We start from the raw sequence: 25686 nt of genomic DNA, 5'->3' as shown, positions 1-25686 counted from the left end.
GAATAAAGCAGGACGGGGTGCTAGAATCCAGCCCTACGAGAATTTCCTTGGTGCTGGGCCGGTCATAGGCTCTTGTGTCCGGTCGCGGCGTTAGGTCTGGAGGCCAGTCATGATTGCACGCGCCATCCGGCGGGGAATCGCGTTCCTGCTCACGCTCTTACCGCTGCCTGTACTGGCCCAGGGTCTCAACATCGACCATAAGCCGGTGGGATGTATCGTGGCCGAGAAGTACCCGAAGATGAATGCTTGTTTCTCGCCCGCCAGCCAGATGGCCCGGGCGCGGGTGTACTTCCGAGCCGCGGACGGGCCTCCGAACTGGTACTACGTTGAGATGAAGTCAGAGGCCCCCTGCCACGCGGGCATTCTTCCCAAGCCGAAAAAGGCGCTCATCGGAAAAAAGGTCCTCTACTACGTGAACGCGTTCGACCAGAAATTCGCGGAGAACCGGACGGTCGACAACGCGGCTCTGGTAGTGGGGAGCGAGAGCGAGTGCAAGAAGGACGTGCCGGTCGCGCCCTTCGTGACCAGCGCGTCGGTGACGGTCTTTCCGGCGGTACCCGCGGGGTTTGCGACGGGGGGGATCGGGACGGCGACCGTGGTGGCGGCGGTGGCCGGGGGAGCCGCGATAGTGGGGGGCGGGATCGCGTTGGGCACGAGCGGCAACAGCAACACGACCACGACGACGCAACCCGCGGGTTCCTCAGTGCCGACGGTGCCGGCGACGACGCCAGGCACCACCCCCCCCACCACCCCGGCGGCAGTGCCTTTCAACCCGGTTTTCATCGTCAGGGTTGCCGGAGTGACGATCCCTTCCGACGCCCAGCAGTGGCTCCTGCCCGGCACTCAGCAGGTCGAGTTCGACATGTGCCAGAGCACGGGCCCCACCAAACTCCACTACAACGTAGACGTCGCGGCGGGGGCGCGCTTCGCCTTCCCCCCCACTCCTCCGCCTCCCCCCCCGCCCGCCGTTCTGGGCGGCCCCTGCAGCATCAAGGTCACGTTCAATTTCCTGAACATCACGACGCCCTTTGCCGGGATTACCGGTCCCAGCGCATCTCCTGGGATGGCGGGCGCGAGGCCCGTTTCCCAGCTGACATCCAGTTCCTCGCGGCGCCGGCCGCGCTCGACGAGCGATGGTGTGAGGCCGGTCTTCACCCTAATCCCGCCGCCCCCCGCGTCCCCATGCCCGGTTCCAGCCAGCCTTAAGCAGCGTCGGCCCCGGTCGATGTACGACCTTGTCCGGCCAGCCTTTACATTAATCAAACCCCTGCAATGCTGGAACGTGAGGATGCGAGTCGAGTCGTCGGGGGTTGGCAACGACCCCAAGGCCCACCGCGACATCGTGATCGCGGCCGACCCGACCATATCGACGTCCAATACCGACCAACTGGTCTGGACGAGCAAGCTAGAGGTGCCCGGGGCGAGCGGCGAAGTGCTGGTCAACAGCTCCGCCACCGCCTTCGCGGGCCCGGGCCTGTCGGCGGGCATGGCTTACGGTCACCGCGGCGAGAACCGCTTCGAAGCCCGGGTCCTGCAAGGAGCGGGGAAGCCGGGAACGTGGCGCTTTGAGCTGGGATCCACGGCCAACTTCGTCCCGGGCAGCCTACGGGTCCTGGCGGGAAGCGTGACCGAGGTGTCGGGCGATGCGCTGGTGTTCCGGTTGAGCGGGCGCCCCGGCGAGCGAGTCATGTTCACCTTCCGGACCTCCAACTACTGACCGGGCAAAAGCCAAGCTCGTTCGACTGGCTTCAGCCGATCTCGTTGGAGAGAGGGGCCGGCGGCAGGACTTGTGTGGGATCCCCGCACGGGGTTCCCCCGCGACCCCGGCATCAGCCAATGCTCGACAAGTAACAATCGGGGCTCAAGGGCGTGCAAGGGGCTGTGCCACTCCTCCCCCCTTAGGGCCGCGGGGGGCCCAAGAGGCGACGGAGTTCGCGCACGAGATCGTTAGGTGGCACAGGCTTGAGGAGGAAGGTAACGCCTAACGCCCGGGCCTCGGCTTCGCTGATGTGGACGGTGCCGCTGACAATCACCACCGGGAGGCCGAAGCCGTCCGCTCTCAGCTTCCGGGCGACTTCGCGGCCCGTGAGGCGGGGCATGTCGCCGTCAAGGAGGACGAGGTCGAACGGACCGGCGGCGTGGAAGAGATCGAGGGCCTCCTGGCCGTCCGTGGCCGCCACGACTTCAAAGCCCTCGCCGATCAGGGTCTCTTGGAACATAGTGCGCAATGGCTCGCTGTCGTCGGCTACAAGCACACGCACCATGCGCGCTAAGAATGATTGGCGCGCCGATTCGGTTCAATACGATTTCTTTACCCGCATTTCGCGGTTTAAAGGAGTGCGGAGTAACCAGACCGGGTGATCGACGAGCACACCGGCGGAAAGTGTATCCGGCGATTCCCGGGAGAGGCCGACCACGGGCAGGGGTTGGGAGGGAAGTGAACACCGCGCTGAGGTAGACTCCATCTGAAAAGTGGAGACTGCATGAGGTGCTACATTTTTGGCTTGATCCTCCTGGGGTGGTCATCCCTGGCTATCCCCTCGCCGGGGCCGGAGCGAAGCGTCTTCGAGGGGCACGGTGACGTCGGGGAGACGCGGCGCCCGGGCTCGCTGCTCTTCGATACCGACAAGGGGGAGTACCGTGTCACGGCGAGCGGGGAGAACATGTGGGGGGCGCAGGACGCCTTCCACTTCGCATGGCGGCGACTCTCGGGGGATCTGATCCTGACCGCGGAGGTGAGCTTTCCGGAGCGGGAGGGAAACGCACACCGCAAGGCGGGCTGGATGGTCCGCGCTGGAGTCGAGTCCGATGCACCCTATGCGGACGGCGTGGTGCATGCGGACGGGCTCATCTCCCTCCAGTACCGGCTCGTAAGGGGCGGTCCCACCCTCGAGGTGCGTTCTCCGGTTAGGGCTCCCGCCACGATCCGTCTCGAACGGACGGGAGACCTCTTCAGCCTCTCCGTGGCCCACGAGGGGAAGGCGTTCCAGCCCGTGGGTTCGGTGACGGTCGCTCTTCCCGACCCCGTCTATGCGGGGCTCGCCGCGTGTGCGCACGAGGCGGCGGCCCTCGCCACCGCCTCTTTCTCCCGGGTCAGCCTGGAGACCCTCGGCTCCACGCCGGAGGCGGCACGTGTCCTGGAGAGCCGGCTGGAAGTGATTTCCATCGGAAACGGCGAGCGCGAGGCGGTCTACACCGCTCGGGAGCACATCGAGGCCCCCAACTGGTCGCGTGATGGTCGGTCGTTTATCTTCAACCGGGGCGGGCGCCTGCTGACCCTGCCGCGGGAGGGTGGCCAGCCGCGTCTCGTGGACACGGGAGTGGCCGACCGCCTGAACAACGACCACGGCCTGTCTCCTGACGGGCGTTGGCTCGCCATCAGCCACTCGCCCGGCCCGGACTCGCTCATCTACGTCGTGCCCGCGGGGGGAGGGGAGCCTCGCCAAGTCACGGCTCTCGGCCCGTCCTACTGGCACGGCTGGTCTCCCGACGGGAAGACCCTCGCCTACTGCGCGCGGCGCAGCGGCGAGTTCGATGTCTACGCCATCTCCGCCGACGGCGAACGATCGACGGACGAAAAGCGTCTTACCACGGCGGCCGGCCTCGACGACGGCCCGGACTATGCGCCGGACGGGAAGACAATTTTCTTCAACTCGGACCGGACCGGCCGCATGAGAATCTGGCGGATGGGCGCCGACGGCTCCGACCAGAGGCAGGCGACGTTCGATGAGGAGTATGAGGACTGGTTCCCCCACCCCTCTCCAGACGGGCAGTGGGTGGCCTTCCTCTCCTACGGCAAAGGTGTCCAAGGGCATCCGCCCAACCAGGACGTGGCCCTGCGGATCATGCCGCTCGCGGGCGGGGAACCGCGGGTTCTCGCCCGCCTCTTTGGCGGTCAGGGAACGATCAACGTCCCCTCCTGGTCTCCGGACAGTCAATCGCTGGCCTTCGTGAGTTATCGCCTGGTCAAACCGTGACCCGCGAGCGCCTGGGATACGGGGACCGCGCCGCCACCCGAGGCTGACAGACCTCCCTCGCCAGAGACCAACGCCCGCGCCTGGCGCCGCGGCGAGCCTCCCGCTCGCGATGATCTGAAGGGGCTCCCTACCCTGCCACCCCGCCTCCTCTCTGGACCGAGGCGAGAGGACTGACGGCAGGGACGCACAGCCGCCCTGCCGCGCGTTGGACGCCGCTCCCGGGGACGGGAGGCGGGGAGCTCTCAGCGCTCGTCGAGAATGGCGCGCACCTTTTGCGCGAGCGCGCGGATCGTGAACGGTTTCTGAAGGAACGCCATGTCCTCCGCGAGGACACCATGGAGAACAACCGCGTCGTCCGTGTAGCCCGACATGTAGAGGACCGTGGTCTCGGGATGAGAGACGGCCAGGCTCTGGGCCAGCTTGCGTCCGCTCATCCCGGGCATGACCACATCGGTAATCAGGAGGTGGATGGGCCCGGAGTGCGCCTGGGCGATCTCTAGGGCGTGCGCGGCCTGACGCGCCTCCAGGACCGTATAGCCGCTCGCTTCCAGACACTCGCGGACCATCTCCCGCAGGACGGACTCATCCTCGACGAGGAGTACCGTCTCTGCACCGCGCGGCAGTTCCCGCTCGGGCTTCTCCGGGGCGGCTACGGCCCCCACCGTGCCGACCCGCGGGAGATAGACCTTGAACGTCGCTCCGTGCTCGGGCTCGCTGTAGGCCCAGATGTGGCCACCACTCTGCCTGACGATCCCGTGGACGGTGGCCAGTCCGAGGCCCGTACCCTTACCCGCCTCTTTGGTCGTAAAGAAGGGCTCGAAAATGTGGTCCAGGATCTCCTGTTTCATGCCGTGACCCGTGTCGCTCACAGCCAGCATCACGTGAGGACCGGGCTCAACCCCGGGTCGCGACCGGGCATAGAGTGCGTCGAGGTCAACGGTGGCGGTCTCAATTGTCAGGCGCCCTCCCCGCGGCATGGCATCGCGCGCGTTCACGGCCAGGTTCAGGAGGACCTGCTCGATCTGCCCCGGATCGGCCCGGACCGCCCCCAGATTCTGCGCGGGGAGGGTGACGAGCAGGATGTCCTCACCGATCACCCGCCGCAGCATTTTCTCCACGTCCGCCACCACCGCGTTCAGGTCGAGAACCTGTGGCTGGAGGATCTGCTTGCGGCTAAAGGCGAGGAGCTGACGAGTGAGGGCTGCTGCGCGCTCGGTTGCCTTCAGAATGTCGCTGCAGTACTTGCTGAGGCGTGGCTGGTCGTGGAGCTGCTTCCCGAGGAGTTCTCCGTAACCAGCAATGACACCAAGCAGGTTGTTGAAATCGTGGGCTACGCCGCTCGCCAGGCGACCGAGGGCCTCCATCTTCTGCGACTGTTGTTCGTTCCCTAAGTTCTGCAGGCGAACCACCTCCGTGACGTCCTCGACCCGGTGGATGATGTAGGTCACCTCTCCTCTCCGCCCAAGAACGGGAGTGTTGACCGGATTCCAGTACCGCTCCTCGAAGCCTCCACCTTTGGAGTCGGGCCGCCGGATGTCGTACTTCTGTACGGCCATGGCGTCGGGGGCGCGGTTTTGGAGCACCCTCTCCAGCGACGCTCGGAGGTTGCTGACGCCGGTCGCGTTTGGATCATCGGGGTTGTCGGGGAAGACCGCGAACAACCCGCGGCCGACGATCTCCTCACGCTTGGTCATCGTAGCTCGTGTGTAGGCGTCGCTGACGGCTACAATCGTGAGGTCCCGCATCAACACTAGGTAGAGACCAGGCGACGCCTCGAACAGGGCACGGAAGTCTGGCGTCGGGAACCCACGGACCGGCTTTGCGGGGGCCTTCTTGAGGTGACGGGAGGGCCGAGGCTTGGCGGGAACACGAACCCGAGAACGCCGCGTCCGCGAGGCTGGCGCCATTGTGCACCCTAGCCCGGGAGGGACGGGCGCATGAGTCAAGGCTATCTAATAAAGGAGCCTCTGTCCATCAGGCGGGAATCCAACCGGACCTGCCCGCCTCCCTGGCTCGGGCGTCCACCTCCCAACCGGCTCCCATCGCGCGGCTCTGCCGCCGGGGCCACCTCCCTCGGAACCAGTGGAAAGCACTGCCCCTTAACCTGGAGCTGCTGCCCCTCGTGGTAGCATCCCATTCAGCCAGTTCCGTCTGGCGTTTGTCCAACCCCGTGTGAACCGGCCCCTTCCGGAGGATGTCGATGCAGAGCCGAGCGCCCGCGCTCCGGGTTCCACGGATCGGGTGCTTCGGTTCCCGTCCTGCCCCGGTGCGACCATCGACCCCGGGCGGGGGTCTCCTTCCTCGCCGAGAGAGACCCGAGATGAAGGCATGAAAGGGTTGACCTGGTAATCGCCAAAAGAGGCCTGACTCGAGGCACAAAGACCCTCCTGGGAGCGCTCTGAAGGACGGGATGCCAGGGTCAAACGCTTCCGAGCAAGCCCCCATCAAACCGTCTTCGCCAACCAGCGGGGGAAGACTGGCGCTGTGGCTAGTGACGGCGTCGACCACGGGCGCCATCACCATGGCCCTGGAAATAGTCGCCTTTCGGCTCTACGCGCCCTATTTCGGATATTCGATCTATGTCTGGGGCAGCCTGATTTCCGTAGTAATGCTCGCCCTTAGCGTCGGCTACGCCCTCGGCGGCTGGGTTGCGGATCGGAGTCCCGGCGACGGCTCGCTCTACGGGATGATCTTGCTGAGCGGGATCTACCAGTTCCTGATCCTCTTGATGGTTGGCTCGCTCCTTCCCTGGTGCGCGCAGTTCGGGGAATTTTCCGGACCGGTAGGAGCAACGCTGATCATCTTTGCCCTGCCCATGGTTGCTCTGGCCGCGACGAGTCCTATGGTGATACGCCTGCTGGCGAGGGCCGGCCACATAGGATCCTCCGTGGGGGCGGTTCTCGCGCTCTCCACGGCCGGGGGTATTGGCGGCGTCCTCGGCACGAGCTTCGGGCTCGTGCCCCGCCTTGGCACGCAGGCTACGCTCAAAATTCTGTGTGCCCTCTCCATGGTCCTAGGCGTGGTCGGCCTCATCAAGCGGAGGCGGACGGCTTTGGTCGCGCTCCTGGCCTTGCCTCTTCTCCCCGCTCTCCCCGAGGCACCAAGCTCCGAAGGCACGGTCTGGACGAGTGAGTCCCCGTACAACCTCGTTCGGGTCGTCCGGCGAGGTCGGACCTTGTTCCTCTTCCTGAACGACGAGGCCTCTGTCCACACGATCCGGGACGAAGTCGTCGGTTGGACGGGGTACTACTACGATGACTATGCCCTTGGCCCGCTGCTCGTTTCCGGCCGTCGGGCGCTCGTCCTGGGCATGGGAGCGGGTGGATCGATCAGCGCGATGCGGGCTGCCGCCCCGGATATGGAAGTCGACGCGGTGGAGATTGATCCAAAGGTCGCCGAGGCAGGCGTGCGCTTTTTCGGGCTGCCCTCCAGCCCCGGCTGGCTGCATGTCAATCTAGCCGACGCGCGCCCGTGGATCTCCCGTTGCCCGAGCCGCTACGATCTCGTTCAGGTTGACCTCTACCAAGGTGGGCCCTACATCCCGTTCTACCTCGCTACCATCGAGTTCTTCGGATTGGTGCGCGCTCACCTGGCGGAAGGCGGGGTGCTCATGATGAACGTCTTCGATGCGAGCATCGATCAGCATCTTGTCCTTTCCACCGTTGCCACGCTCAAGCGTGTCTTCGCATCTGTGTTGGTTCTCACCCGTCAAGACATGAACCGAATCATCTTCGCATTTCCCCAGGAACGCTCGGTGATTTCAATTCAGTCTGCGTTCCGACAGGATCTCGGCCGCGAGCCCGTTCGTCAACTTGCGCTGGAGGCCGCCACGGCGATCCGCGACGTAATACCTCCCTCGGGGACCATGGTTTTCACCGATGATCGCGCACCGATCGAAGAGATGACCCGGCGAATGCTTGCCGATGCGCATTCTGCTCAGCGGGGCTCGCGAACGCAGCCGTGACCTTGTTCTCGCAGACCTATTTTCGGTTCTTCAGCAGGTCGCGGATCTCGCCGAGAAGCTGCACATCCGCCGGGGGAGCGGCCGACGCGGCGGCAAGGCGCCCCGCCAAGTGACTGAACGGCCTCACCAGCAATAAATAAACGACGCCGGCTTTCACGACAAAGTTTACCGCCGCCGAAAGGAGGAGCCCGACCTTGAACGGGCCGAGGGCCACAGCCTCAAGGAGCTTGGTGTCGCCTGGAGCAGAGAGCGCGATCAGCGGGTCGACGATCCCCTTGATGAAGCCATCGACCACCGTGCCGAAAGCGGCGCCAATGATGACCGCCACGGCCAAGTCCACAACGTTGCCCCGCAACAGGAAATCTCGGAATCCCTTCAGCATTTCTCCTCCGTTCAGTGTCCGCCGATCCTCTGATCAAGGACTGTTCACGGGATAGTAGCGTAGGCGCGGGCTCTCGGCGCAGCACCGGGCCTACCCATGGCTCAGTGGTTAGGAACGTCGACGAGTGCGCTTCCGGTGTGCAGAGACAAGGCCCAGCGCGGAGCAGGTGGCGGCTTTGCCGAGGTGAGACTCCAAGCGACGCCTGCCGCTTCCCCGGAGGCGACTGCGGTTGCCTTTCCGACCGCCAAGGAGTGACCCCCTTGGGAGAACCAGCACAAGACCAGCACAGCCCGGGCATTGGGGCAGGAAGGGCAGATGCGCGGCCCGACACTAGGTTGCTGATATTTGGTGCCGGAGGAGCGTGAGTGCCTGCTCTTGCCCGGGGTCGAAGAGGAGATCGAGCTTGGTGCGGACTTCCTTGGTTCTTTGATGAGGTCGAGTGCGGCGTCGCGCTCTAGTTCACGGGGTTGAAACCCGGGCCTCCAAACCCAGTCGTGGTGGTCCCTCCGTTGAGCGAGGAGCGCACGAACCAGAGCCCCGTGGGCGGATGGTATACCGCGAGCTCCGTCTTGCCAATGTCCTCGTAGCCTCCCGGAACCGGTATGTAGCCCGTCGCCCCGTATCCCACCGTCACCACCGTCCCCGTCGACGAGTTCCGGATGAACCACAGCCCCGTCGCATCGTTGAAGACGGCGACATCGTTCTTGCCGTCTCCATCGAAGTCTCCCCGAACCGGGGTGTAGCCCGTTCCCCCGAAGCCGACCGTAGTCGTCGCCCCCGTCGACGAGTTCCGGATGAACCACAGCCCCGACGGTGGGTAGTAGACCGCGAGGTCCGTCTTGCCAATGCCCTCGTAGTCCCCCGGAACCGGTATGTAGCCCGTCGCCCCGTATCCCACCGTCACCACAGTCCCCGTCGACGAGTATTTGATGAACCATATCCCCGTCGGGTCGTGGAACACGGCCAAATCCGTCTTCCCGTCCCCGTCGAAGTCCCCCCGCACCGGAACGTAGTTTGTACCCCCGAACCCCGTCACGGTGTCCACACCCGTGGACGAGTATCGGATGAACCACAGCCCGGACGGCGGGTGGTAGACCGCGATGTCGGTCTTCCCGTCCCCGTCATAGTCCCCCGGCACCGGAATGTACCCCGTGCCCCCGTAGCCCACGGTGGCGACTGAGCCGTCCGACGAGTGGCGGATGTACCACAAGCCGCTTGAGGGATTGAAGACCGCAAGATCCGTCTTGTGGTCCCCGTCGAAGTCGATGGCGCGGTCCCTGTTGGTGGGGCCGTAAGCCCAGAGCTGGGAGCCCTCGTCGGTGACGAAAAGGTGGCCGTTGATCACTATCGGGCTCTCCCAGTGGACGCCTCCGATGCTCGCGCTCCACAGTTGAGTGCCTTTCACGGGGTCCAGTGCGCGCGCCCCCGCGGCACTTGCATAGTAGAGGATGCTGTTCGCCACGATGGGGGACGCTCCCGCGGTCGAGTCGCTCCATTTGGAAGCCAGGGACGGGTTACCCGACCCGTCCACGGTCGCCTGCAGCCCCGAGATGCCGCTTCCGTTTGCAACGAATACCCACACTCCGTTGTCCGCGGGGTTCGTCCAGACCGCGAGTGCCGTGAGCACCTCTCCGCCTTGCGGCACAGCTTGCGTCTGCACCTCTCCGGCTGTATGACCGGGGGCTCCCGCACCGCTCAAGTTGTCGAGGTTCAGGAGGCGGATCAATGCGTCCTTGCCGCTCTGTACCCCGAGGTGAGCAAACTTGCTGCCGGGCAGCACCGGGAGAATGGCCGGTGCCGTGCTGCCGAGGTCGGCGTCGCCGTTCTGCAGGGCCTGGTAGTTGGTCGGCGTGTAGCTGTCCACGGGCTGGCCGAGGCCGTTGCCGGTCCCGTCGGGGTGCAGGGCGAACACGCTGTCGCCCCAGTCGAATTTGCCGGTCATGAACGCGTCGAAGGTGCCGTTGCCCGTCGCCATGAAGATCTTGTCGTTGTCGGAGTCGTAGACGACACCGACTCGCGCCCAGATCGCACTCTGCACTTGCGGGCAATCGGGCGTTCCACCTTCCACGAAATGCACGGCATTGTTGCTGCAGTTCGCGTTGAAGACCTTCTGGGCACCGGTTGCGAGGTCGATCGCGGTCACGTGTCCCTGGTAGTCGCCGGCATCCCCTGGATACCCGCCGTTCGTCACGTAGAGATAGGTCGTGCCGCCCACCGTCGTCACGACCGACAGGGCGGAGGAGCCCTTCTCAACGTCCGGCTTCAGCGTGGCGAGTTCGGGCCAGCCACCCGTCGTGATCTCGGTGCCGTCCCCCACCTGGTACTTGTGCACCTTTCCATCCAAGGCGTAGGCGTAGACGAAGAGGCGGCCGGGATCGACGGCGGGGGAGGAGGTCGTGTAGTTCGGCCCTGTTGCCGGCTGGTGGGACCACATCGTGGCTCCAGTCGCCGCGTCGAGCGCCAGGATATGGCCGTCCTTGGTGTTGAGGAAGAGGAGGTCCTTGGTCCCCGACGGGGTCGCCACCCCGGAAAGGAACGCCGGTGCTCCGTCAGCAATCGAGGGCAGCGAGACGTGGTAGAGCACGTGGAGGGTCGAGACGTTGGCCGCGTTGATCGCCGTCTCCTGTGTGTTGTTCCCGCTGTGGCGTGCGTCGAAGTTGAAGTGGAACCAATCCGACGCCCAGGTGGGGAGGGCCGCAAGACAGACCAAAGTGAACGCGAGCGCGACGCGTACGGTCGAACGGCCGGCCATGCCGTATTCCATGTCCCCCACCTGGAAAAAGTACGTTGGTCCTCGTCCCCACCTGGAGAGGGTTCGTTAGTCCACGTCCACCGCAACGAGCAGCCCGGCGTCTCCGCCCGAACCTGGAAGAACGGGAAGACTCGCCGCCGTGAAGAATTTTACCGCAGGACGGGGGAGCGGCTGTGGGCGCCGTCACACGGACGTTTGGGGCGACGCGGTCCTAGCGGGCAGTTCTGGGAGCCGAACCTCTTCAGAAGCAGCGACTTGAGAAACCGGAGGACTCTCTATTTCGCCGGCTTGGCGAAACCAGACTGCAGGCGGGGCGCTTATTGCCGATCCCGTTAGCCGCCGGCAACTTTTTCTCTTTGCGGAGGAGTCCAGAGATGCTTCTTAGCGAGCATCCGGATCGACTAACGCGAGGATTCGCCCCATTGTCTCATCCAAGACCGAACGTGGGACCCTGCATATTTGCCGTGCCCTCCTGACGCGCCAGTCAAGGCTCTTCACCTGGTCCGACAGGATGGCGCCCTGCACTTCCAGTCCAGGGGGAAGCGCAACCTCAAACGGGTACCCTTTGACCTGCGAGGTGACGGGGCAGAAGAGGGCCAGACCAACCCTCCGGTTGTACGAGCCCGGCGAGACAACCAGTGCTGGACGCCTGCCTGCCTGTTCATGACCCGCTTGAGGGTTGAACTCAAGCCAGACAATCTCTCCCCGCTCTGGGACATACTGTGCAGCCACCTACCAGGCCTCTCGGCCTACCGCCGCACCGGTCGCGACCTCCTTGTGTATGTTCCGCGGAGTGATCTTCCTGAGTAGTTCCCTGAGGGCATAGCGCCGCCGACGCACGGGCCGGATTCTGAGGCCACCCTTCTCAACGGAGATGTCAACGGCCGAGCCCGCTTCAACCTCGGCCTCCGCCGCAAAGGACCGCGGGATACGTACGCCCAGGCTGTTCCCCCATTTCTGGATCTTGGTCTGCATGCCTCCTCCACGGCTATACAATGAGTATACGCATTGGAAGACGCTCGTTCAACCCCCTTCGCTACGCCGCGTGAAGTCGTTGGTGGGCTGGTGCCGGAGGTGGGAATCGAACCCACACGAGCTTGGAAGCTCTCGGGATTTTGAGTCCCGCGCGTCTGCCAGTTTCGCCACTCCGGCGCGGCCCAATCATCCCACATCTTGACGGGTCAGCGACGAACGCCCCGAGCCTGGCCCACCTCGGTCAGCGGCCCAGTGGAAGGAATCGTGTGTTGTCGTGGGCTCTCTGTCCACCAACTTGAGGACAGGCGAAGGATACGAGACCGGTGGGGCTAGGTGTTGGTGGATCTTTCCGCCTCCCCGGGGGGGGGTAGGGTAGCCAGAGGGCGAGACTCGATGCAACTCCACTTGCCCTCCGACCCTCTTGTCTATGAACCGCTTCCCAGGCGATCTGCGTGGTCGAGCAATTCCTTGACGTCGGGAGCGTTGGGGGCAAGGCGCGCGTAGGCCCTGTACTCCTGGATCGCCTCCGCGGTTCGACCGGAGCGCTCAAGCAGACTCCCCAGGTTACGGTGAAGGATGGGCACGTCCGGGGTGCGTCGTAGGCCTTCCTGGGTGAGGGCGATAGCTTCATCCTTCTTGCCCTGCTGGAAGAGGACCTCCGCCAGCCGACCCCGAGTCACGTCCGCCTCCGGGGCAAGCCGCAGAACGTTGCGATAAACGTCTACTGCCTGAGCTGGTTGGCCCGACTGTTCGAGGGCGTACGCGAGTTCCTGTTGCAGGACGGGGTCGTCCCCCCGAGTGTCTACGGCTCGGCGCAAGAGCGGAGCCGCGCTTGAGTACTGTCCGGTGCGGAAAAGGAGATGGCCCAGGTCCTCGGACACACGTGCGTTTGACGGATCCTTGGCCAAGACGCCCTGGTATTCCGTTATCGCCTCCGCAGACTTTCCGGAAGCATCGAGGGCCTTTGCCAGTTGTAGTCGGAAAGTGTCAGGGGCGAGCTGCGCGGCGCGGGTATAACGAACGAGAGCCTCGTCGCGGGCGCCGGTGGCCCAGAGGGCCTGACCGCACACGCTTTGATACATGGCGTTGGAGGGTGCATCACTGGCTGCCCTAACCAAGAGGGGAAGAGCCTCGGAAGCCCGGCCCTCGGCGAGGAGCCGACGTCCTTCCTCGAAGTCCTTGGCCCCTGGACCGGTCGGCAACTCCGCCGTCCCAGAAGGAAGGGCAGCGGGCTGGGTCCCGAGCGTGAAGAGACCGGAATCGCGCTTGGCTGGCTCCGGCTGCTTCTGACTGCAGCCGGGTGTTAGACCCAAGAAGGTGATGAGAGCGCAGGCGAAGGCCCAGGATGGTGCTCTGAGCGCCGTCTCCGCGCCTTTGGCTGCGCCTCGAGCGTTCCTTAGCTCAGCCGAGATGGCACGATGCTTTTGTGACAAACGACTTCCGACCCAGGACTCCCCACGGGCCCGACTCGGCCTTTGCTCACTGGTAGCGACCACGGCACCAACTTCCATCATAGCAGTAGCTTACACCCAACTTCCCGTCTGCGGAAACCCCTGGCTGTCCAGGCAAGAGCCGGGCACGAGGAAGGCTCCTTGGAAGCGAGGGGTGCCGGCGGCGGTCACGTTTCCGAGGTGACCAGTTCTTTATCAGTGGGACCGGATCGCTTGAACGGGGGAGTCATCGCCCTGCGACTCCGAGCGCTGCCCCGCCGCTCCCGCGGTCGAGAGGCCGAGTCACCCCGTGTCTTTTGCGGTATTCTCGTCCCCTATGGCCTCTCCCTGGGACGAAGTCCGGCAGGACTTTCCAGGTCTCCAGAGCCACGTGTACCTGAACGCGGCCGCTGCCGGTCCCCCACCACGGCAGGTGCGCGAGGCGGTCGACGCCTTCTACCGCTCGCTGGAGAGCGGCGGTGACGGGGATTGGGACCAGTGGCTCGACATGAGGGAGACGGTGCGCGCGAAGGTCGCGCGCCTCGTGGGGGCGGAGGCTGAGGAGATAGCCTTCGTGCCCAACACCTCGACCGGGATCAACTTGATCGTGGACCTTTTGGGCGAGGACGGCCCCGTCCTCTCCGACGAGCTTGAGTTCCCAACCGTGACTCTGCCCTGGATACACCGCGGGACGAAGGTGCATTTCATGCCTGCGGTGGAGGGTGTGCTCCGGTTGGAATCCTTCGCGCTCGAACAGGCTCCCCGCGCGTCCACCATCGCGATCAGCCACGTGCAGTTCTCTAACGGCTGCCGGCAGGATCTAGGCGCTTTCGGGGCCCTGAAGGGGGACCGACACTTTGTGGTGTGCGGCAGCCAGTCGGTGGGAGCGTTCCCGGTGGACGTGCGGCGGAGTGGCATCGACGCCCTGGCCACGACCGGCCACAAGTGGCTGTGCGCCGGGTACGGGACGGGGTTCGTCTATGTGAGCGGCAAGATCCTGGGCGCGCGTCCCCCCCGAGCCATCGGATGGTTGAGCGTGGAGGACCCGTTCGCTTTCGACAACCGCCAGATCCGACTCCTGCCCGGGAACCGCCGAACGGAAATGGGGTGCCCTGCGTTTGCGCAGATTTTCGCCCTGGGCGCGGCCGTCGACTACATCCAGGGCATCGGCACCGGCGCCATCGCCGATCGCGTTCTCGCCCTCAACATGTACCTCACATTCCGGCTGGGCAAGCAAGGCTTCGAGGTACTGTCGCCCGGGGGTGACCACCGGTCGGGTCAGACCCTCTGCCTGGTGCCGGAACCGGGACGGGCTAGATCGTTCTTGAAGGAGCTCGGGATTTCGGTGACGGAGCGACCGGAGGGAATCCGGATCGCTACTCATTTCTTCAACACCGAGCAGGACGTGGATTCCTGCGTTCAGGGCTTGGTAGAGTACCGCCGGACGCTGTAGGGAAAGGAGGCCGCCATGTCACCATCCATCGCCTCCCGCGTCGTCCTCGGGCCAGCCCGTTAGGCTCACCCTCGGCTTCTGGCTGGCGGGTTCTCCGTCTCGCCCTCAGCCCGCCGGGCTCCGGTTGGGATTTGCCCGCTGCCCGCGGCTTTGGTACACTACGTACTCGGCCTATCGAGTGCCCGCAGGCAACCCACCCGAACCCTGAGAAAGAGAGGTCAGTGTGGTTTTCCAGGTCGGTGAGAAGGTCATCTACCCGAACCACGGTGTCGGTGTCGTCGAAAGCATCCAAACCCGACCCACACCCACGGGGAAGATCAGCCTCTACCAGCTACGGATCCTCTCGAACGATTCCCGTGTCTGGGTGCCACAGCAGAACGCGGACGGGGTGGGTCTGCGCCACGTGATTACCGCCACCGACGTGCGCAAGATCTTCAACCTCCTCGGCGACGGAACCATAGACCAGCACCCGAACTGGAAGGGGAGATTCAAGGAGAACTCGGACAAGATGCGCACGGGAAGCCTCTACGAGGTGGCGATCGTCCTCAAGGGGCTCACGTATCTCTCCCGAAAGAAGAGCCTGTCGTTCCGCGAGAAGCGCATGCTCGATCGAGCTAAGTTCTTGCTGGTTAGTGAGATAGCCGAGGTGGAAGAGAAACCGACCGCCTCTGTAGAGGAGCGGGTGGACCGCGCTCTCAGCAAGACCTTCAGCCCGCGGACCAAGCCGGCTCAGAAGCCGGTAGGCCCCCGCCGCACCTCGGACGCCTAAGTGGGGGCCCGGCTCGGTCGGAGCCGGATCTCCCAATGGTTCCTTGACTTCGGCGGATTTCCCGGCTAGAATCCGCCGTCTCAATTGACTGCCTACTCGCATCTCCTCCGGGAGCAGGCGGGGGTCCTTGCGAATGACTGAGCCGGCGAGAAGTGCGATGACCAAGGCCGACCTGATCAACATCGTGGCGAAGCGCCTCGACATCACCCAGGTCCAATCCGGCATCATCGTCGAGGCCGCCCTCAAGAGCGTGGTTTCCGCTCTTCAGGGCGGGCAAGAGGTCGAGATACGGGGGTTCGGAAGCTTCCGCTTCCGGAATCGCGCGCCCCGCAAAGGGCGTAACCCCAAGACCGGGGAGAAGGTGGACGTCCCGCCCAAGAAGATCCCCTACTTCAAGATGGGGAAGGAGTTGAAGCTCCTCTTGAACGGGGCGGCGCCTCCCGAAGAGGCCGCGACCCCGAACCCCACGACCGGATCCTGATCCCCGTCGCCCGGGTCCGGCCGCGCCCTCCAGAAACGCCTTGATCCGGACCGTCTTTGTCCTCATCCTCCTAGGCCCCTACGCGATCCTGGCCAGCCTCCTGGGCTACCCCCTGGCCCGGTTCGCGGGCTCGCCCCGCCTCCTTTATGGCCTGGCGCGGTTTGCGGTGCGGGTCTCCTGCCGGCTGGCCGGGATCCGAGTCGTCATAGAAGGAACGGAGCACCTACGAGCGCCCCGCAACACCATCCTGATGCCGAACCACGCCAGCCACCTGGACGCGGCCCTCCTTTTCGGGCTCTTGCACGTGGAGTTCAAGGCGGTCGTCAAGAGAGAGCTCTATCGTTTCCCCTTTGTCCACTACTGCCTGAAGTTCGCCGGTTTCATCGACGTCAACCGGAAGGACCCGATCCAGTCCAAACGGGCCATCGCCCGGGCGGTGGAGTCGCTCAAGGCCGGAAGCAACTTCATCATTTTCCCGGAAGGGACGCGAAGCCGGACGGGGGAGCTGGGGGAATTCAAGAAGGGGGGTTTCGTGGTCGCCATCGACGCGGGGAGTCGGATCGTGCCCGTGGCCATCCTCGGGGCCCACCGTTTGATGCCCCCGGGCAGCTTCCGCATCTGCCCGGGGACGGTGCGGGTGCGGGTCCTGGACCCGGAGGACGCAGCGTCGTACAGTTACGAGGAGCGCGACCGCCTCATGGCTGTCGTCCGCGATCGGATCGCGGCCGCGCTTTCCGTCTAGGCAGGAACCGGCGAGGGTTCGGAGGGAGCATGGGCGCGCGCATCACCGAAAAGCGGAGGACGCCCCGCATTCAACCTTATGTGGCGCCCTGTCGGGTGGTCCGCGGGCGGCGGCGTTTCGTCGCCTATCTGACCGACCTGAGCCCGCGGGGAGGGCGAGTGGCCTGCGAGGTGGACCCCCCGCCGGCCGGCACGCGCGTGGTCCTGGAGGTGAGGATCGGTCGCAAGGTGTCCCACTCTCGGCTGCCGGCGGTGGTCAAATGGGCGCGGACCGGGACCCGGGGGACGCACTCCTTTGGCCTCACCTTCCAGCGGATCTCCGCGGAGGCCCGGCGTGGGCTGGAGGTTGTGGTTGACGACTTCCGTCGCCTTGCGGCGCAGATAGCTTAAATGGGGGGTCCCGACAGACGCCGTCCCGCAGGTTTGGCGACGCGGCCGCCTGCGGGTTGGTTGGGCCTGAGCGATGAAGACCTGCTGTACGAGATCGAGTCCCTGGGGGACGGGCTGCACGATCGCGATGACGTGCTCCTGGAGGTAGTGAGGAGCGACCGTCACTTCTTCATTCGCCAAGAGGCGGCCAAGAAGATTCGCGATCCCGAGTTGCTCAAGACCCACGCCGAGGACCGGCACATCGGCCAGATCCTGGTGCGGGTCATGACCCGGGCCGCGGACGTGGATTACCTCGAGCGCCTCGTGGGTGAGACCCGCTACCTCGAGGTGCGCAAAGCGGCGGAGAGCCAGCTCCGAGTGATCGCCGATCGGATTCGCTCAGGCCGGCCGCGGTGATCTCCAGGCAATGGCCGGCATCAATAAGCCTCGCCCTCGCGCTCGTGGGGGTGGGGGTCCTCGCTCGGGGGGCCCGGGGAGGAGAACAAGGCGCGGGGGACCTCCATTTGAGCGGCTCCGTGGTCGTTTTCATCCTGCCCACTCCCGCTGACCCGGGGGAGGGGCCGGCGGGGGCCTTCCGCAAAGTGCTGGCCAGGGCACGCCCCCGGCTCGAGGCCAACGAGGTCAAGGTGGTGGAGTCGCGCCCCGTCCTCCTCGAGCACGGCTCCCTCTTCTCGCGGCATCGGAAGATCAATTTCCGGAAGACCCAGGATTTCGTGGGGACCGTCTTTTTCCGCGACGGCCACGAGCCCCAGATCCAGCGGGGAACGGAGACGGAGGGAGAGCTCATGGCCCGGGCCGAGAAGTACTTCGGCTTTTCCGCCCCTGACCAGCCCGCTCAGCGGGCCTCTCCGCCCCCGAGCCCAATCCGGAAGCCGAAGGCGGCCCGGTCCCAGGAGCCGGGGACGAGCAGGAACACGTCGTTGCGGTGCTGAAAGGCCGCGAACAACTCGAGTCGGCGCCCCCCGCGCGTCCAGCGTCCCCCGCCCTCGGCCGTGAAGTCGACGAAGCTGCCCCGCGGGAACCGGGGTGAGTCGTCGGTCGTGACGAAGCGGGCCAGGACCGCGGTGTACACCCCGCCCCCCCCGCGACGGAGAACATCCGCCTGCACCCCCGCCACCACCTCCCATTGGTAGCCAACGAGCGACACCGCGGTCGTGTGCCCAACGCTGAAGACGTAGCGCCCGGGGACGGGAGAACGGGCCGGGAGCGGCCCCGCCGCCCGCACCAGCAGCATGTTCCAATCCACGGGTTGCGTCTTGAGCCGGTCGATGAGGTGGCGGGAGACGTGGTGCAGGCAGAGGGTGAGCTCATGGTCGCCGACTCTTGCCCGCACCCCCGGCTCGAGGTGGTAGCTGACCTGGTTGGCGTCGAAGGCCCGCCTCTCGCTGCCGAGGATCGTCTCTAAGTCGGCGGTGAAGTAGACCGCCGCCCGTCCGAAGCGCACCAGGTCCGCCCCCGCGCCGATCCAGCCCGTCCAGCCGAACTGGACGTCCGCCGGCGCGTAACGCGCCGCCTCCAGATGAAGCGAGGCTCCGGAGAGCAGCTCCGCGTCCTCCGCCCTTAGGGGTCGAGGCAGGAGGCCGAGGCCGAGAAGCGCCAGCGTCCGGATCAGGGGGGCAGTATTTGGGCGCAAGGGACGCTCCTTAGCTTCGGACCGCGGCTGTGCAGAAGCTCCTCACCTCGTCCGCGATGCGCCGCGCTTCGGGCTCCGGCAGCTCGGGGTAGAGGGGGAGGGAGAGAACCTCCCGGGAGAGCGCCTCCGAGATCGGGTGGTCGCCCGGCCGGCCTCCCGCCGTGGCCATGGCCGGCTGGAGGTGGATGGGCCGAGGGTAATGCACGGCGGCGGCGATGCCTTGGGAGAGAAGGTGCGCCTTCAGCGCGTCGCGCGCGCTGGTTCGGATCGTGAAAAGGTGCCAGGCGGAGCGGGCCCCCGCCCGCTCGCGGGGCAGGAGAACGGAGGGCAGGCCGGCCAGGGCTTCGGTGTAGGCCTGCACCCGCTCACGCCGTTCCTGGTTCCAGCGGTCCAGGTGGCGGAGCTTGACGCGCAGGACCGCGGCCTGAAGGGCATCCAGCCGGCTGTTGGTGCCGAGCACCACGTTGTCATACTTGTCCGCGCCCCCGCCGTGGTTGGCCAGCTGGCGCACGCGGGCGATGAAGCCGCCGTCGCGGGAGGTGACCATTCCCGCATCGCCCAAAGCCCCCAGGTTCTTGCCCGGATAGAAGCTGAAGCAGGCCGCGTGGCCGAGGCTGCCCACCCGCTGGCCCTCCACTTCCGCCCCGTGGGCCTGGGCCGCGTCCTCCAGCACGGGCAAACCGCGACCGCGGGCGATCCCGTTGAGGGCCGCCATATCCGCGGGGTGCCCGTAGAGGTGAACGGGCAGGATGACCTTGGTCCGGGCGCTCAGGGCTCTCTCCACCTGGGAGGCGTCCATGGTGAAGGTCTGGGGGTCCACGTCCACGAAGACCGGCCGCGCCCCGTTCAAGAGGATGGCCTCCCCGGTGCCGATGAACGTACTGGCCGGCGTCACGACCTCATCTCCCGGCCCCACGCCGTAGGCCCGCAGGGCGAGGGTCAGGGCGTCGGTGCCGTTAGCCACACCACAAGCGTGGGTGGTCCCGCAGTAGGCCGCGAACTCTTGCTCGAAGAGGTCGCACTCCTCCCCCCCCACGAAACAGGTGGTGGCGAGCACCCTCCCGATGGCGGCCTCCATCTCGGGCCGGATGCGGTCCAGTTGGGCCTTCAAGTCCACCATGGGCACGAGCCGCGTCTGGGGCACCTTCCGCACCTCCCGGCGCACATGCTATCGCCTGGCGCACGCGGGCGCCAAACGTGAACGCTCAGGAAAGAAGGGCCTCCACCGCCTCTCCCAAGCTCGAGGTCAGGAGATCGGGGCTGGCCACGGCCAAAGCCCCTCGGTTGGGGAAACCGCCCGGGACTCCCACCGCGAACACGCTCGCGGCGCGGGCCATCTGGATGTCCTCGGGGCTGTCGCCCACGTAGGCGGCCTCCTCCGGGTGGACGCGGAGCCGGGCCAGCGCGAGGAGCAGGGGCGCCGGATCCGGCTTGCGCGCGCCCGCCTCGTCGGCGCAGACCACGGCTCCGAAGAAGTCCTCGAGGTCCAACGCCGCCAACTCCCGGCTCACGCGCGGCCGGTTCCCGCTGGTAACCAGCCCCTGGCCGACCCTCCGCTCCCGCAGGGCCAAAAGGGCCTCCCGCGCTCCCGGGAGGAGCCGGCTCTCCTCCCGGGCGTAGCGCTCCAACCAGATGGCGTCGGCCTCGGCCCAGCGCGACTCGGGAATGCCCACCGACCGGTACGTGCGGTACCAGTCGGGGGAGTAGGTCTGCTGGAAGCGCTCCCGGTCGAAGTCGATGCCCAGGAAAGCGAAGAGGTCTCGGTAGCAGCGGTAGCTGGACTCGGCCGAGTCCAGCAGGGTGCCGTCCCAGTCGAATAGGACGGCCCGGACGGGCGCCGGCTTCATGCGTGGCGGGGGGCTACCGCTGGTGAGCGCGGGCGCGCGACGTGGGCAGCCACGTACATGCTGGAGGCGAGGACCCCGAGGATCCAGAGCGAGATGAGCGCGAACGCCCAGTCCCGCTCGAGGGCGAGGCCGAGGGTCACGACCACGACGCGGGCCACGGGGGTCAGCATGAGGACCACGATCCCCCACTGCAGGAGGGGGGTTCGCTCGAGGGCGAGGCCGGCCAGCATCAGAGCCCCACTCACGAGCACCCCCGCGGTGAGGACCGCTTCGATGACCCGGTTCAGGAGCAAGGGGCCACCGGTCACAAAACCTCCCCCGCCATGCGCAGCGACACCCCTAGCAGGAGCAGGGCCATCAAGATCTTCAGATAGCGGATCTGAACCCGGTCGGAAAGACGGGCCCCGAGCAGGCTCGCGGGAAGTGCCCCCAGGGCCACGGAGGCGGCGAGGGGCAGGACCACGTCGCCCCGGGCATAGTAGATGAAGGCCGAGGCGGCCGCGGTCACGCCGATCATGAGCGCGCTGGTGGCACCGGCCACGCGGATCGGGATGCCGCAGAAGGTGTTCAGAACCGGGACCTTGATGATCCCGCCCCCCACCCCCAGGAGTCCGGAGAGGGCCCCGGCGAGCAAGGAGGCGCCGAAGGCCACGGGCAGCCTCCGCACCCGATAGACATACTCCTTCCCCCCTTCTAGGAGGCGGCCCCCCAGCCGGCCCGGGTCCACCGCGAGGTCTGCGATCACGTTCCGGCGTTTGGAGCGCACGGCAACGAGGAGGCCGATGACGGCGAGGGTCAGGGCGAAGGCCATGAAGAGCTGGGGCTGGGACAGCTGGCTCGCGAGCACACCTCCGGCCAGGCCGCCTACGCTAGTGGCGACCTCCAGGACAAGGCCGAGCCGCAGATTGACCAGGCCCCGGTCCAGGTTCACGGTGGCGGAGGCAGAGGCAGTGGCGATGACGGAGATGAGGCTGGCCGCGATGGCGGTCCGGATGGGAATGCCGAAGTAGAGGGTCAAGAGCGGGACGAGGAAGGCCCCTCCGCCTATGCCCAGGAGCGAGCCCACGATGCCGGTGCCCGCACCCGCCAGGGCAAGAAGCCAGGATGAGGGTTCGGTCACGCCGGAATCGTAACCCGAAGGGAGGGGGAGCAGGAATCGGGGCATACAATCCGCAGGCGTGCCTCCCGAGGTCCTGGTCGACGCTCCCGGGCTGCTGGCTCTCTCTGCCCTTTTGCTCCTGCCGGGCCTGCTCGTCGTGCGCGCTCCCTGGACAGCGGTTCCATTCCTGTCCGTCTCCTTCTGGATCGTGTCGTGGTGGTGGCTGCCGGGAGCGGGGCGCGAGGGCTTCCTGCGCGCCGCCCTCTTGGCCTTCCTGGTGACGGTGTCGCTGCGCCTGCTGAAGCCGCTCGAACTTCGCCCGCCCGAGGGTCCCGCGATGGTGGTGGTGGCAGCCGCCCTCGCCCGCATCACCCCTTTCTTCTTGTGGCCGGTGGCGCCGGGACCGGACATGAGCTTCCACGCCCTCACCGCGCTCCTCATGGTCTGGCGCGACGGCCCGCCCGTCACCTACGAGCCGCTTCTCCCCCTCCACACCTTCGGTGTCTATCCACCGGGACTGCACGCCCTCGCTGCGGACGTGGCTCTCCTGTCCGGTTTGGCCCCGGACCGGGCGGTTTTCCTGGTGTCCCTGGCCGCGCAGGGCCTACTGCACGTCGCGGCTTTCGCGCTCCTGAGGCGCTTCCTGCTCGTGCCCTCCGCGGCATGGGCCGCGGTTCTTGCCGTCGGCCTCGCGCGTCTGCCCACCGCTCTTCTCGGCCTCGGTGAAGGCACGGCGGTGCTCGCCCTGGCCCTCGTGCTCGCTGCTTCCGCCCACCTTGTACGCGGCTCCGATCGCTCTCCGGCCGTGGCCGCCGGGCTCTTCCTAGGCGCGGCTTTCGTCTGCCACGCTCCCTTGATGGGAGCGGGTGCCCTCGCCCTCGGGCTGGCCCTTCGGCCGTGGCGTGGGGACCGACAGGGGCACCGGGGTCGCCTTTGCCTCGCTGCCCTCGCGGCTCTCCTGGCCGCCGCGCCCTTCCTGCTCCGGCTGCCGCTGGCAACCCTGGGGAGGGCCCGGTGGCTCCACCGGGTGGCGGCCGCCGACCTGGCGCTGCCGGTGCTGGCACTCGCCTTCGGAACGGCCCTGGCCCTCGTGATCGACCGCCTGACGCGGGGGGGGGCGCTCGCCGCCCGCCTGACCCTCCTCCTGCTCGCGGGGGCGGCCTGCGAGAGCGCGCGCCGGGACGCGCTGGTCCAGCCCCGCCTGGTCACCGGAGAGGACCTGGCAGCGATAGCCTGGATCCGGGAAAACACCCGTCCCCTGGACCTCGTCTGCAACCGTGCTCCCTCCGGCCTCTGGATCCCGGCCCTGGCCGGGCGCGCCGTCCGGGAGCCCTGGCTGCCTCTTCCTTACCGGGACGATCCGGAGGCTCGATCCCGGGGGCCCTGTGCCTATACCTACTCGAGCGGCCTCTTCGATCCCGGGGCCCGGCCCGTGTTCCAGTCCGGCCCCCTCAGGGTGCTGGAGGGCGAAATCACCGAGCCGTGACATCGTTTGACAAGCCACAGAGGAACATGGGGTTAAGGCTTGCGTAAGTTCCCCTAAGAGATCGGAGAGGCGTGGCGGCGCGACGGGGTGACGGCGCGCGGGGGCCGATCAAGTGCCCCCAGAGAAGCCCCCAGAGCGCGGCCGTTATGTCGGTCGTCACGCCTTCTCCGACCTCGTCACCCACGCGCCCCATGCGGGTTTGTTATGATCGACCGGTGAGCCCCCCCGAGGCACGCTCTTGAAGTGGCGGCGCTGGGCCCGCTGGCTGGCCCTCCTGCTCGGGGCGGGCGTTCTTCTCTTCGTCTTCGGCTGGGTGCCCTATTTTCTCGGGGGGCTGGCCACCACCCGCCAGTTCCACTTTCAGGACAAGGATAACGCCGGGCTCACACCGGCATCCTTTAGCCTGGCCTTCGAGGAGGTGGCCTTCACCGCCCCCGACGGCGTGGCCCTCCGCGGGTGGTGGGTGCCGGCGGCCCAGTCCCAGGGCACGGTGGTCCTGGTGCACGGCCTGAACCGTTCACGCATCGAGATGGTCCGGAAGGTACCCTTCGTTCACAGGCTGGGCTGGAATGCCCTGCTTTTCGATCTCCGCCACCATGGAGAGAGCGGCGGATCGGCCACCACCTTTGGCCAGCGGGAGAAAGAGGACATCCGGGCTGCCATTGCCCTGACCCGCGGCCGAGCCCCGGGACCGGTGGTGCTCTGGGGCGTCTCCTTGGGTGCGGCGGCCTGCGTCTTGGCCGCGGCGGAGGACCCCACGGTGGCGGGCGTCGTCTCGGACAGCAGCTTCCGCGACCTCGCCGACACCGTGAACCATCACCTCCAGCTGTTCCGCGGGTTCCGCTGGTGGCTGCGCATCGTGCCCACCTGGCCCGTGGCCGACGAGATCCTCTTCTGGATGGGGCGCCTCGGCGATTTCAGTCCGCGAGCGGTCGACATCCGGGCCGCGGCCAGCCACCTTTCCGGACGCCCGGTGCTGTTCGTGGCCAACTCCGAGGACCGCCGCATGCCCAAGGAGATTGCCTTTGCTCTCCAGGCGGCGGCTGGAGACCAGGCGTCCGTCCTGGTGGTTCCGGGCAAGAGCCACGGCGGCGCCTACCGGGACGGGACGGCCGCCTACGAGAGCGCGGTGGCGACCCTCCTGGCCAGCGCTCTCAACCACCCCGTGGCTGGCCAGCTGGCCACCATTCGATGAACAGGAGCCTCCCTTGAACGAGGAAAAGAAGGCGCACCACGTGCCGTTCCCAGAGGAGGACAACGGGAGCCCCAGGCCCCAGTCCACCTCCTACACCATGGTGGATCCTCGCTTTCGGGACATCTACTTCCAGTTCTACAAGGAGACCTACAAGCCCTCGGTCCTCGACCGGAAGACCAAGGAGCTGATCGCCATCTCGGCCAGCCTGGCCGCCAAATGTCAGGGCTGCCTCGAGGGCCACATCAAGAAGGCCCTAAAGTTTGGCGCCACCCGCGACGAGATCTCCGAGAGCATTGCCATCGCGATCGGCGTGAACGCCGCCGCCATCGTCGACCTCACCGACATCGCCGCCGACAACCTGGATCTGAAGCTCTACTGACCGGCAATCCCCCGGGGACCCTTCTTCTCCTCCCCCGCGCCGGCCGCGCCTTCGCCCCTGGCCTCGCCCGGCTTCTCGAGGGTCGGGGAAGGGCGAGGGGGTCGTGAAGGCCGCCCTCGCCGCCACGGTCAGCCCTCGAGGGTGAATCGCTCCTCGGCCAGCCGGTAAAAACGCCGCCAGACCAGCCGGTTGAAGGTGACCACGGTGGCGGCCATGGCCACCGTCGCTCCCAGCAGCAGGGCGAAGTTGCCGGCGTCCGTGGCGTGGCTGATGGTGGAGCCGAGGCCGAGGGTGGAGAGGGTCTGGCCTCCGAAATGAAAGTACTCGGCGATGATGCTCGCATTCCAGGCCCCGCCCCCCGCGGTCACCAGGCCCGTCACCAGGTGGGGGAAGATGGCGGGCAGGAAGAGGTAGCGCCAGCGGTCGATGCGGCGGAAGCGGAAGACCCGCACTGTCTCCTTCATGTCCTCGGGGATGGTCATGGCCCCCGCGATCACGTTGAAGAGGATGTACCACTGGGTTCCCAGCAGCATCAGCAGCACTGCGGCCAGGTCCAGCCCACCCCCTAAGCGAGCCAAAGCCACCACCACGATCGGAAAAAGCGCGGTGGCGGGGATGGATGCCGCCACTTGGGCTAGGGGTTGGGCAAGCCGGGCGAGGCGGGGGGAGAGGCCGATGCGCACGCCCACGGGGACGGTCCAGGCCAGGCCCAGCACGAGCGCGATCAGAACCC

Annotated in this window: 26 protein-coding genes and 1 tRNA gene; 13 read left to right on the top strand and 14 right to left on the bottom strand. The window is 66.6% G+C overall.

What is annotated here, in order from left to right:
* Window positions 1-109 precede the first annotated feature (109 nt).
* Window positions 110-1717, top strand: a complete 1608-nt coding sequence (locus tag VN461_12300) for a hypothetical protein (protein HXB55561.1) — start codon at window positions 110-112, stop codon at window positions 1715-1717.
* A gap of 181 nt (window positions 1718-1898) precedes the next feature.
* On the opposite strand, the gene VN461_12295 is transcribed toward VN461_12300, so the two are convergent.
* On the bottom strand, window positions 1899-2264 hold the full coding sequence (locus tag VN461_12295) for a response regulator (GenBank protein HXB55560.1): 366 nt from the start codon (window positions 2262-2264) through the stop codon (window positions 1899-1901).
* Between the two features lie 219 nt (window positions 2265-2483).
* Between VN461_12295 and VN461_12290 the strand changes: the two genes are divergently transcribed.
* Entirely contained in the window at window positions 2484-3977 is a 1494-nt protein-coding gene (locus tag VN461_12290; GenBank protein HXB55559.1) for a biopolymer transporter TolR, read from the top strand.
* A gap of 242 nt (window positions 3978-4219) precedes the next feature.
* Here VN461_12290 and VN461_12285 read toward each other — a convergent pair whose 3' ends face one another.
* The gene (locus VN461_12285; protein ID HXB55558.1) at window positions 4220-5884 is read right to left on the bottom strand and encodes an ATP-binding protein; all 1665 of its coding nucleotides are present in this window, start codon (window positions 5882-5884) and stop codon (window positions 4220-4222) included.
* 584 nt (window positions 5885-6468) lie between these two features.
* Here VN461_12285 and VN461_12280 point away from each other — a divergent pair.
* Complete coding sequence (locus VN461_12280; GenBank protein HXB55557.1) at window positions 6469-7941, top strand: fused MFS/spermidine synthase; 1473 nt, start codon at window positions 6469-6471, stop codon at window positions 7939-7941.
* A 16-nt stretch (window positions 7942-7957) separates the two neighbouring features.
* On the opposite strand, the gene mscL is transcribed toward VN461_12280, so the two are convergent.
* From mscL to VN461_12250, 6 genes are all read right to left on the bottom strand, one after another.
* The gene (mscL, locus tag VN461_12275) at window positions 7958-8323 is read right to left on the bottom strand and encodes a large conductance mechanosensitive channel protein MscL (GenBank protein HXB55556.1); all 366 of its coding nucleotides are present in this window, start codon (window positions 8321-8323) and stop codon (window positions 7958-7960) included.
* A 454-nt stretch (window positions 8324-8777) separates the two neighbouring features.
* Window positions 8778-11075, bottom strand: a complete 2298-nt coding sequence (locus VN461_12270; GenBank protein ID HXB55555.1) for an FG-GAP-like repeat-containing protein — start codon at window positions 11073-11075, stop codon at window positions 8778-8780.
* 381 nt (window positions 11076-11456) lie between these two features.
* Window positions 11457-11807 (bottom strand): endoribonuclease MazF, encoded by a 351-nt coding sequence (gene mazF, locus VN461_12265; protein HXB55554.1) that lies wholly within the window; start codon window positions 11805-11807, stop codon window positions 11457-11459.
* Window positions 11808-12050 carry an AbrB/MazE/SpoVT family DNA-binding domain-containing protein gene (locus VN461_12260; protein HXB55553.1) on the bottom strand — a complete coding sequence of 81 codons (243 nt, stop codon included), beginning with the start codon at window positions 12048-12050 and terminating at the stop codon, window positions 11808-11810. It abuts the gene before it with no gap.
* An 88-nt stretch (window positions 12051-12138) separates the two neighbouring features.
* Window positions 12139-12227 (bottom strand) — tRNA-Leu (locus VN461_12255).
* Between the two features lie 248 nt (window positions 12228-12475).
* Window positions 12476-13561, bottom strand: coding sequence for a tetratricopeptide repeat protein (locus VN461_12250; protein HXB55552.1), 1086 nt, complete (start codon window positions 13559-13561; stop codon window positions 12476-12478).
* A gap of 256 nt (window positions 13562-13817) precedes the next feature.
* Here VN461_12250 and VN461_12245 point away from each other — a divergent pair, with 256 nt between their 5' ends.
* From VN461_12245 to VN461_12215, 7 genes are all read left to right on the top strand, one after another.
* Window positions 13818-14933 carry an aminotransferase class V-fold PLP-dependent enzyme gene (locus VN461_12245; GenBank protein HXB55551.1) on the top strand — a complete coding sequence of 372 codons (1116 nt, stop codon included), beginning with the start codon at window positions 13818-13820 and terminating at the stop codon, window positions 14931-14933.
* Between the two features lie 223 nt (window positions 14934-15156).
* Window positions 15157-15702 carry a CarD family transcriptional regulator gene (locus VN461_12240; GenBank protein HXB55550.1) on the top strand — a complete coding sequence of 182 codons (546 nt, stop codon included), beginning with the start codon at window positions 15157-15159 and terminating at the stop codon, window positions 15700-15702.
* A gap of 157 nt (window positions 15703-15859) precedes the next feature.
* Window positions 15860-16183 carry an HU family DNA-binding protein gene (locus tag VN461_12235; protein HXB55549.1) on the top strand — a complete coding sequence of 108 codons (324 nt, stop codon included), beginning with the start codon at window positions 15860-15862 and terminating at the stop codon, window positions 16181-16183.
* Between the two features lie 40 nt (window positions 16184-16223).
* Window positions 16224-16925, top strand: a complete 702-nt coding sequence (locus tag VN461_12230) for a lysophospholipid acyltransferase family protein (GenBank protein HXB55548.1) — start codon at window positions 16224-16226, stop codon at window positions 16923-16925.
* Between the two features lie 29 nt (window positions 16926-16954).
* Window positions 16955-17314, top strand: a complete 360-nt coding sequence (locus VN461_12225; protein HXB55547.1) for a PilZ domain-containing protein — start codon at window positions 16955-16957, stop codon at window positions 17312-17314.
* A gap of 60 nt (window positions 17315-17374) precedes the next feature.
* Entirely contained in the window at window positions 17375-17710 is a 336-nt protein-coding gene (locus VN461_12220) for a hypothetical protein (GenBank protein ID HXB55546.1), read from the top strand.
* Window positions 17707-18246, top strand: a complete 540-nt coding sequence (locus tag VN461_12215) for a hypothetical protein (GenBank protein ID HXB55545.1) — start codon at window positions 17707-17709, stop codon at window positions 18244-18246. The genes VN461_12220 and VN461_12215 overlap by 4 nt, the downstream gene beginning before the upstream one ends.
* On the opposite strand, the gene VN461_12210 is transcribed toward VN461_12215, so the two are convergent.
* The 5 genes from VN461_12210 to VN461_12190 form a co-directional block, all read right to left on the bottom strand.
* Window positions 18150-18947, bottom strand: a complete 798-nt coding sequence (locus VN461_12210; protein HXB55544.1) for a hypothetical protein — start codon at window positions 18945-18947, stop codon at window positions 18150-18152. The two genes, VN461_12215 and VN461_12210, sit on opposite strands and share 97 nt — an antisense overlap.
* A gap of 10 nt (window positions 18948-18957) precedes the next feature.
* Window positions 18958-20091 carry a DegT/DnrJ/EryC1/StrS family aminotransferase gene (locus tag VN461_12205; GenBank protein HXB55543.1) on the bottom strand — a complete coding sequence of 378 codons (1134 nt, stop codon included), beginning with the start codon at window positions 20089-20091 and terminating at the stop codon, window positions 18958-18960.
* Window positions 20092-20152: 61 nt separating this feature from the next.
* Window positions 20153-20794, bottom strand: a complete 642-nt coding sequence (locus VN461_12200; GenBank protein HXB55542.1) for an HAD family hydrolase — start codon at window positions 20792-20794, stop codon at window positions 20153-20155.
* Window positions 20791-21102: a DUF1634 domain-containing protein gene (locus VN461_12195; GenBank protein ID HXB55541.1), complete on the bottom strand. Its 312-nt coding sequence runs from the start codon at window positions 21100-21102 to the stop codon at window positions 20791-20793. The genes VN461_12200 and VN461_12195 overlap by 4 nt, the downstream gene beginning before the upstream one ends.
* Window positions 21099-21914 carry a sulfite exporter TauE/SafE family protein gene (locus VN461_12190; GenBank protein HXB55540.1) on the bottom strand — a complete coding sequence of 272 codons (816 nt, stop codon included), beginning with the start codon at window positions 21912-21914 and terminating at the stop codon, window positions 21099-21101. Before VN461_12190 ends, VN461_12195 begins: the two co-directional genes overlap by 4 nt.
* A gap of 58 nt (window positions 21915-21972) precedes the next feature.
* Here VN461_12190 and VN461_12185 point away from each other — a divergent pair, with 58 nt between their 5' ends.
* The 3 genes from VN461_12185 to VN461_12175 all read left to right on the top strand — a co-directional run bounded on the left by VN461_12185 (window position 21973) and on the right by VN461_12175 (window position 24953).
* Window positions 21973-23379 carry a hypothetical protein gene (locus tag VN461_12185; GenBank protein ID HXB55539.1) on the top strand — a complete coding sequence of 469 codons (1407 nt, stop codon included), beginning with the start codon at window positions 21973-21975 and terminating at the stop codon, window positions 23377-23379.
* 238 nt (window positions 23380-23617) lie between these two features.
* The gene (locus tag VN461_12180; protein ID HXB55538.1) at window positions 23618-24574 is read left to right on the top strand and encodes an alpha/beta fold hydrolase; all 957 of its coding nucleotides are present in this window, start codon (window positions 23618-23620) and stop codon (window positions 24572-24574) included.
* A gap of 13 nt (window positions 24575-24587) precedes the next feature.
* Window positions 24588-24953: a carboxymuconolactone decarboxylase family protein gene (locus VN461_12175; GenBank protein ID HXB55537.1), complete on the top strand. Its 366-nt coding sequence runs from the start codon at window positions 24588-24590 to the stop codon at window positions 24951-24953.
* Window positions 24954-25081: 128 nt separating this feature from the next.
* Here VN461_12175 and VN461_12170 read toward each other — a convergent pair.
* Window positions 25082-25686, bottom strand: a 605-nt coding sequence (locus VN461_12170) for an ABC transporter permease subunit (protein HXB55536.1), incomplete at its 5' end; no start/stop codon positions are given.

The sequence above is a fragment of the Vicinamibacteria bacterium genome, from assembly GCA_035570235.1.
GTDB lineage: Bacteria > Acidobacteriota > Vicinamibacteria > Fen-336 > Fen-336 > DATMML01.
Note: the sequence above shows the minus strand (reverse complement) of the source record. Positions and strands in the feature narration are given on the sequence as shown.

Excerpts from the sequence above, each read along its gene's own strand:
- VN461_12300 (HXB55561.1), top strand. The coding sequence starts at position 110 with ATGATTGCACGCGCCATCCGGCGGGGAATCGCGTTCCTGCTCACGCTC.
- VN461_12295 (HXB55560.1), bottom strand. The coding sequence starts at position 2,264 with ATGGTGCGTGTGCTTGTAGCCGACGACAGCGAGCCATTGCGCACTATG.
- VN461_12290 (HXB55559.1), top strand. The coding sequence starts at position 2,484 with ATGAGGTGCTACATTTTTGGCTTGATCCTCCTGGGGTGGTCATCCCTG.
- VN461_12285 (HXB55558.1), bottom strand. The coding sequence starts at position 5,884 with ATGGCGCCAGCCTCGCGGACGCGGCGTTCTCGGGTTCGTGTTCCCGCC.
- mscL (HXB55556.1), bottom strand. The coding sequence starts at position 8,323 with ATGCTGAAGGGATTCCGAGATTTCCTGTTGCGGGGCAACGTTGTGGAC.
- VN461_12270 (HXB55555.1), bottom strand. The coding sequence starts at position 11,075 with ATGGCCGGCCGTTCGACCGTACGCGTCGCGCTCGCGTTCACTTTGGTC.
- VN461_12260 (HXB55553.1), bottom strand. The coding sequence starts at position 12,050 with ATGCAGACCAAGATCCAGAAATGGGGGAACAGCCTGGGCGTACGTATC.
- VN461_12250 (HXB55552.1), bottom strand. The coding sequence starts at position 13,561 with ATGGAAGTTGGTGCCGTGGTCGCTACCAGTGAGCAAAGGCCGAGTCGG.
- VN461_12245 (HXB55551.1), top strand. The coding sequence starts at position 13,818 with ATGGCCTCTCCCTGGGACGAAGTCCGGCAGGACTTTCCAGGTCTCCAG.
- VN461_12235 (HXB55549.1), top strand. The coding sequence starts at position 15,860 with ATGACCAAGGCCGACCTGATCAACATCGTGGCGAAGCGCCTCGACATC.
- VN461_12225 (HXB55547.1), top strand. The coding sequence starts at position 16,955 with ATGGGCGCGCGCATCACCGAAAAGCGGAGGACGCCCCGCATTCAACCT.
- VN461_12200 (HXB55542.1), bottom strand. The coding sequence starts at position 20,794 with ATGAAGCCGGCGCCCGTCCGGGCCGTCCTATTCGACTGGGACGGCACC.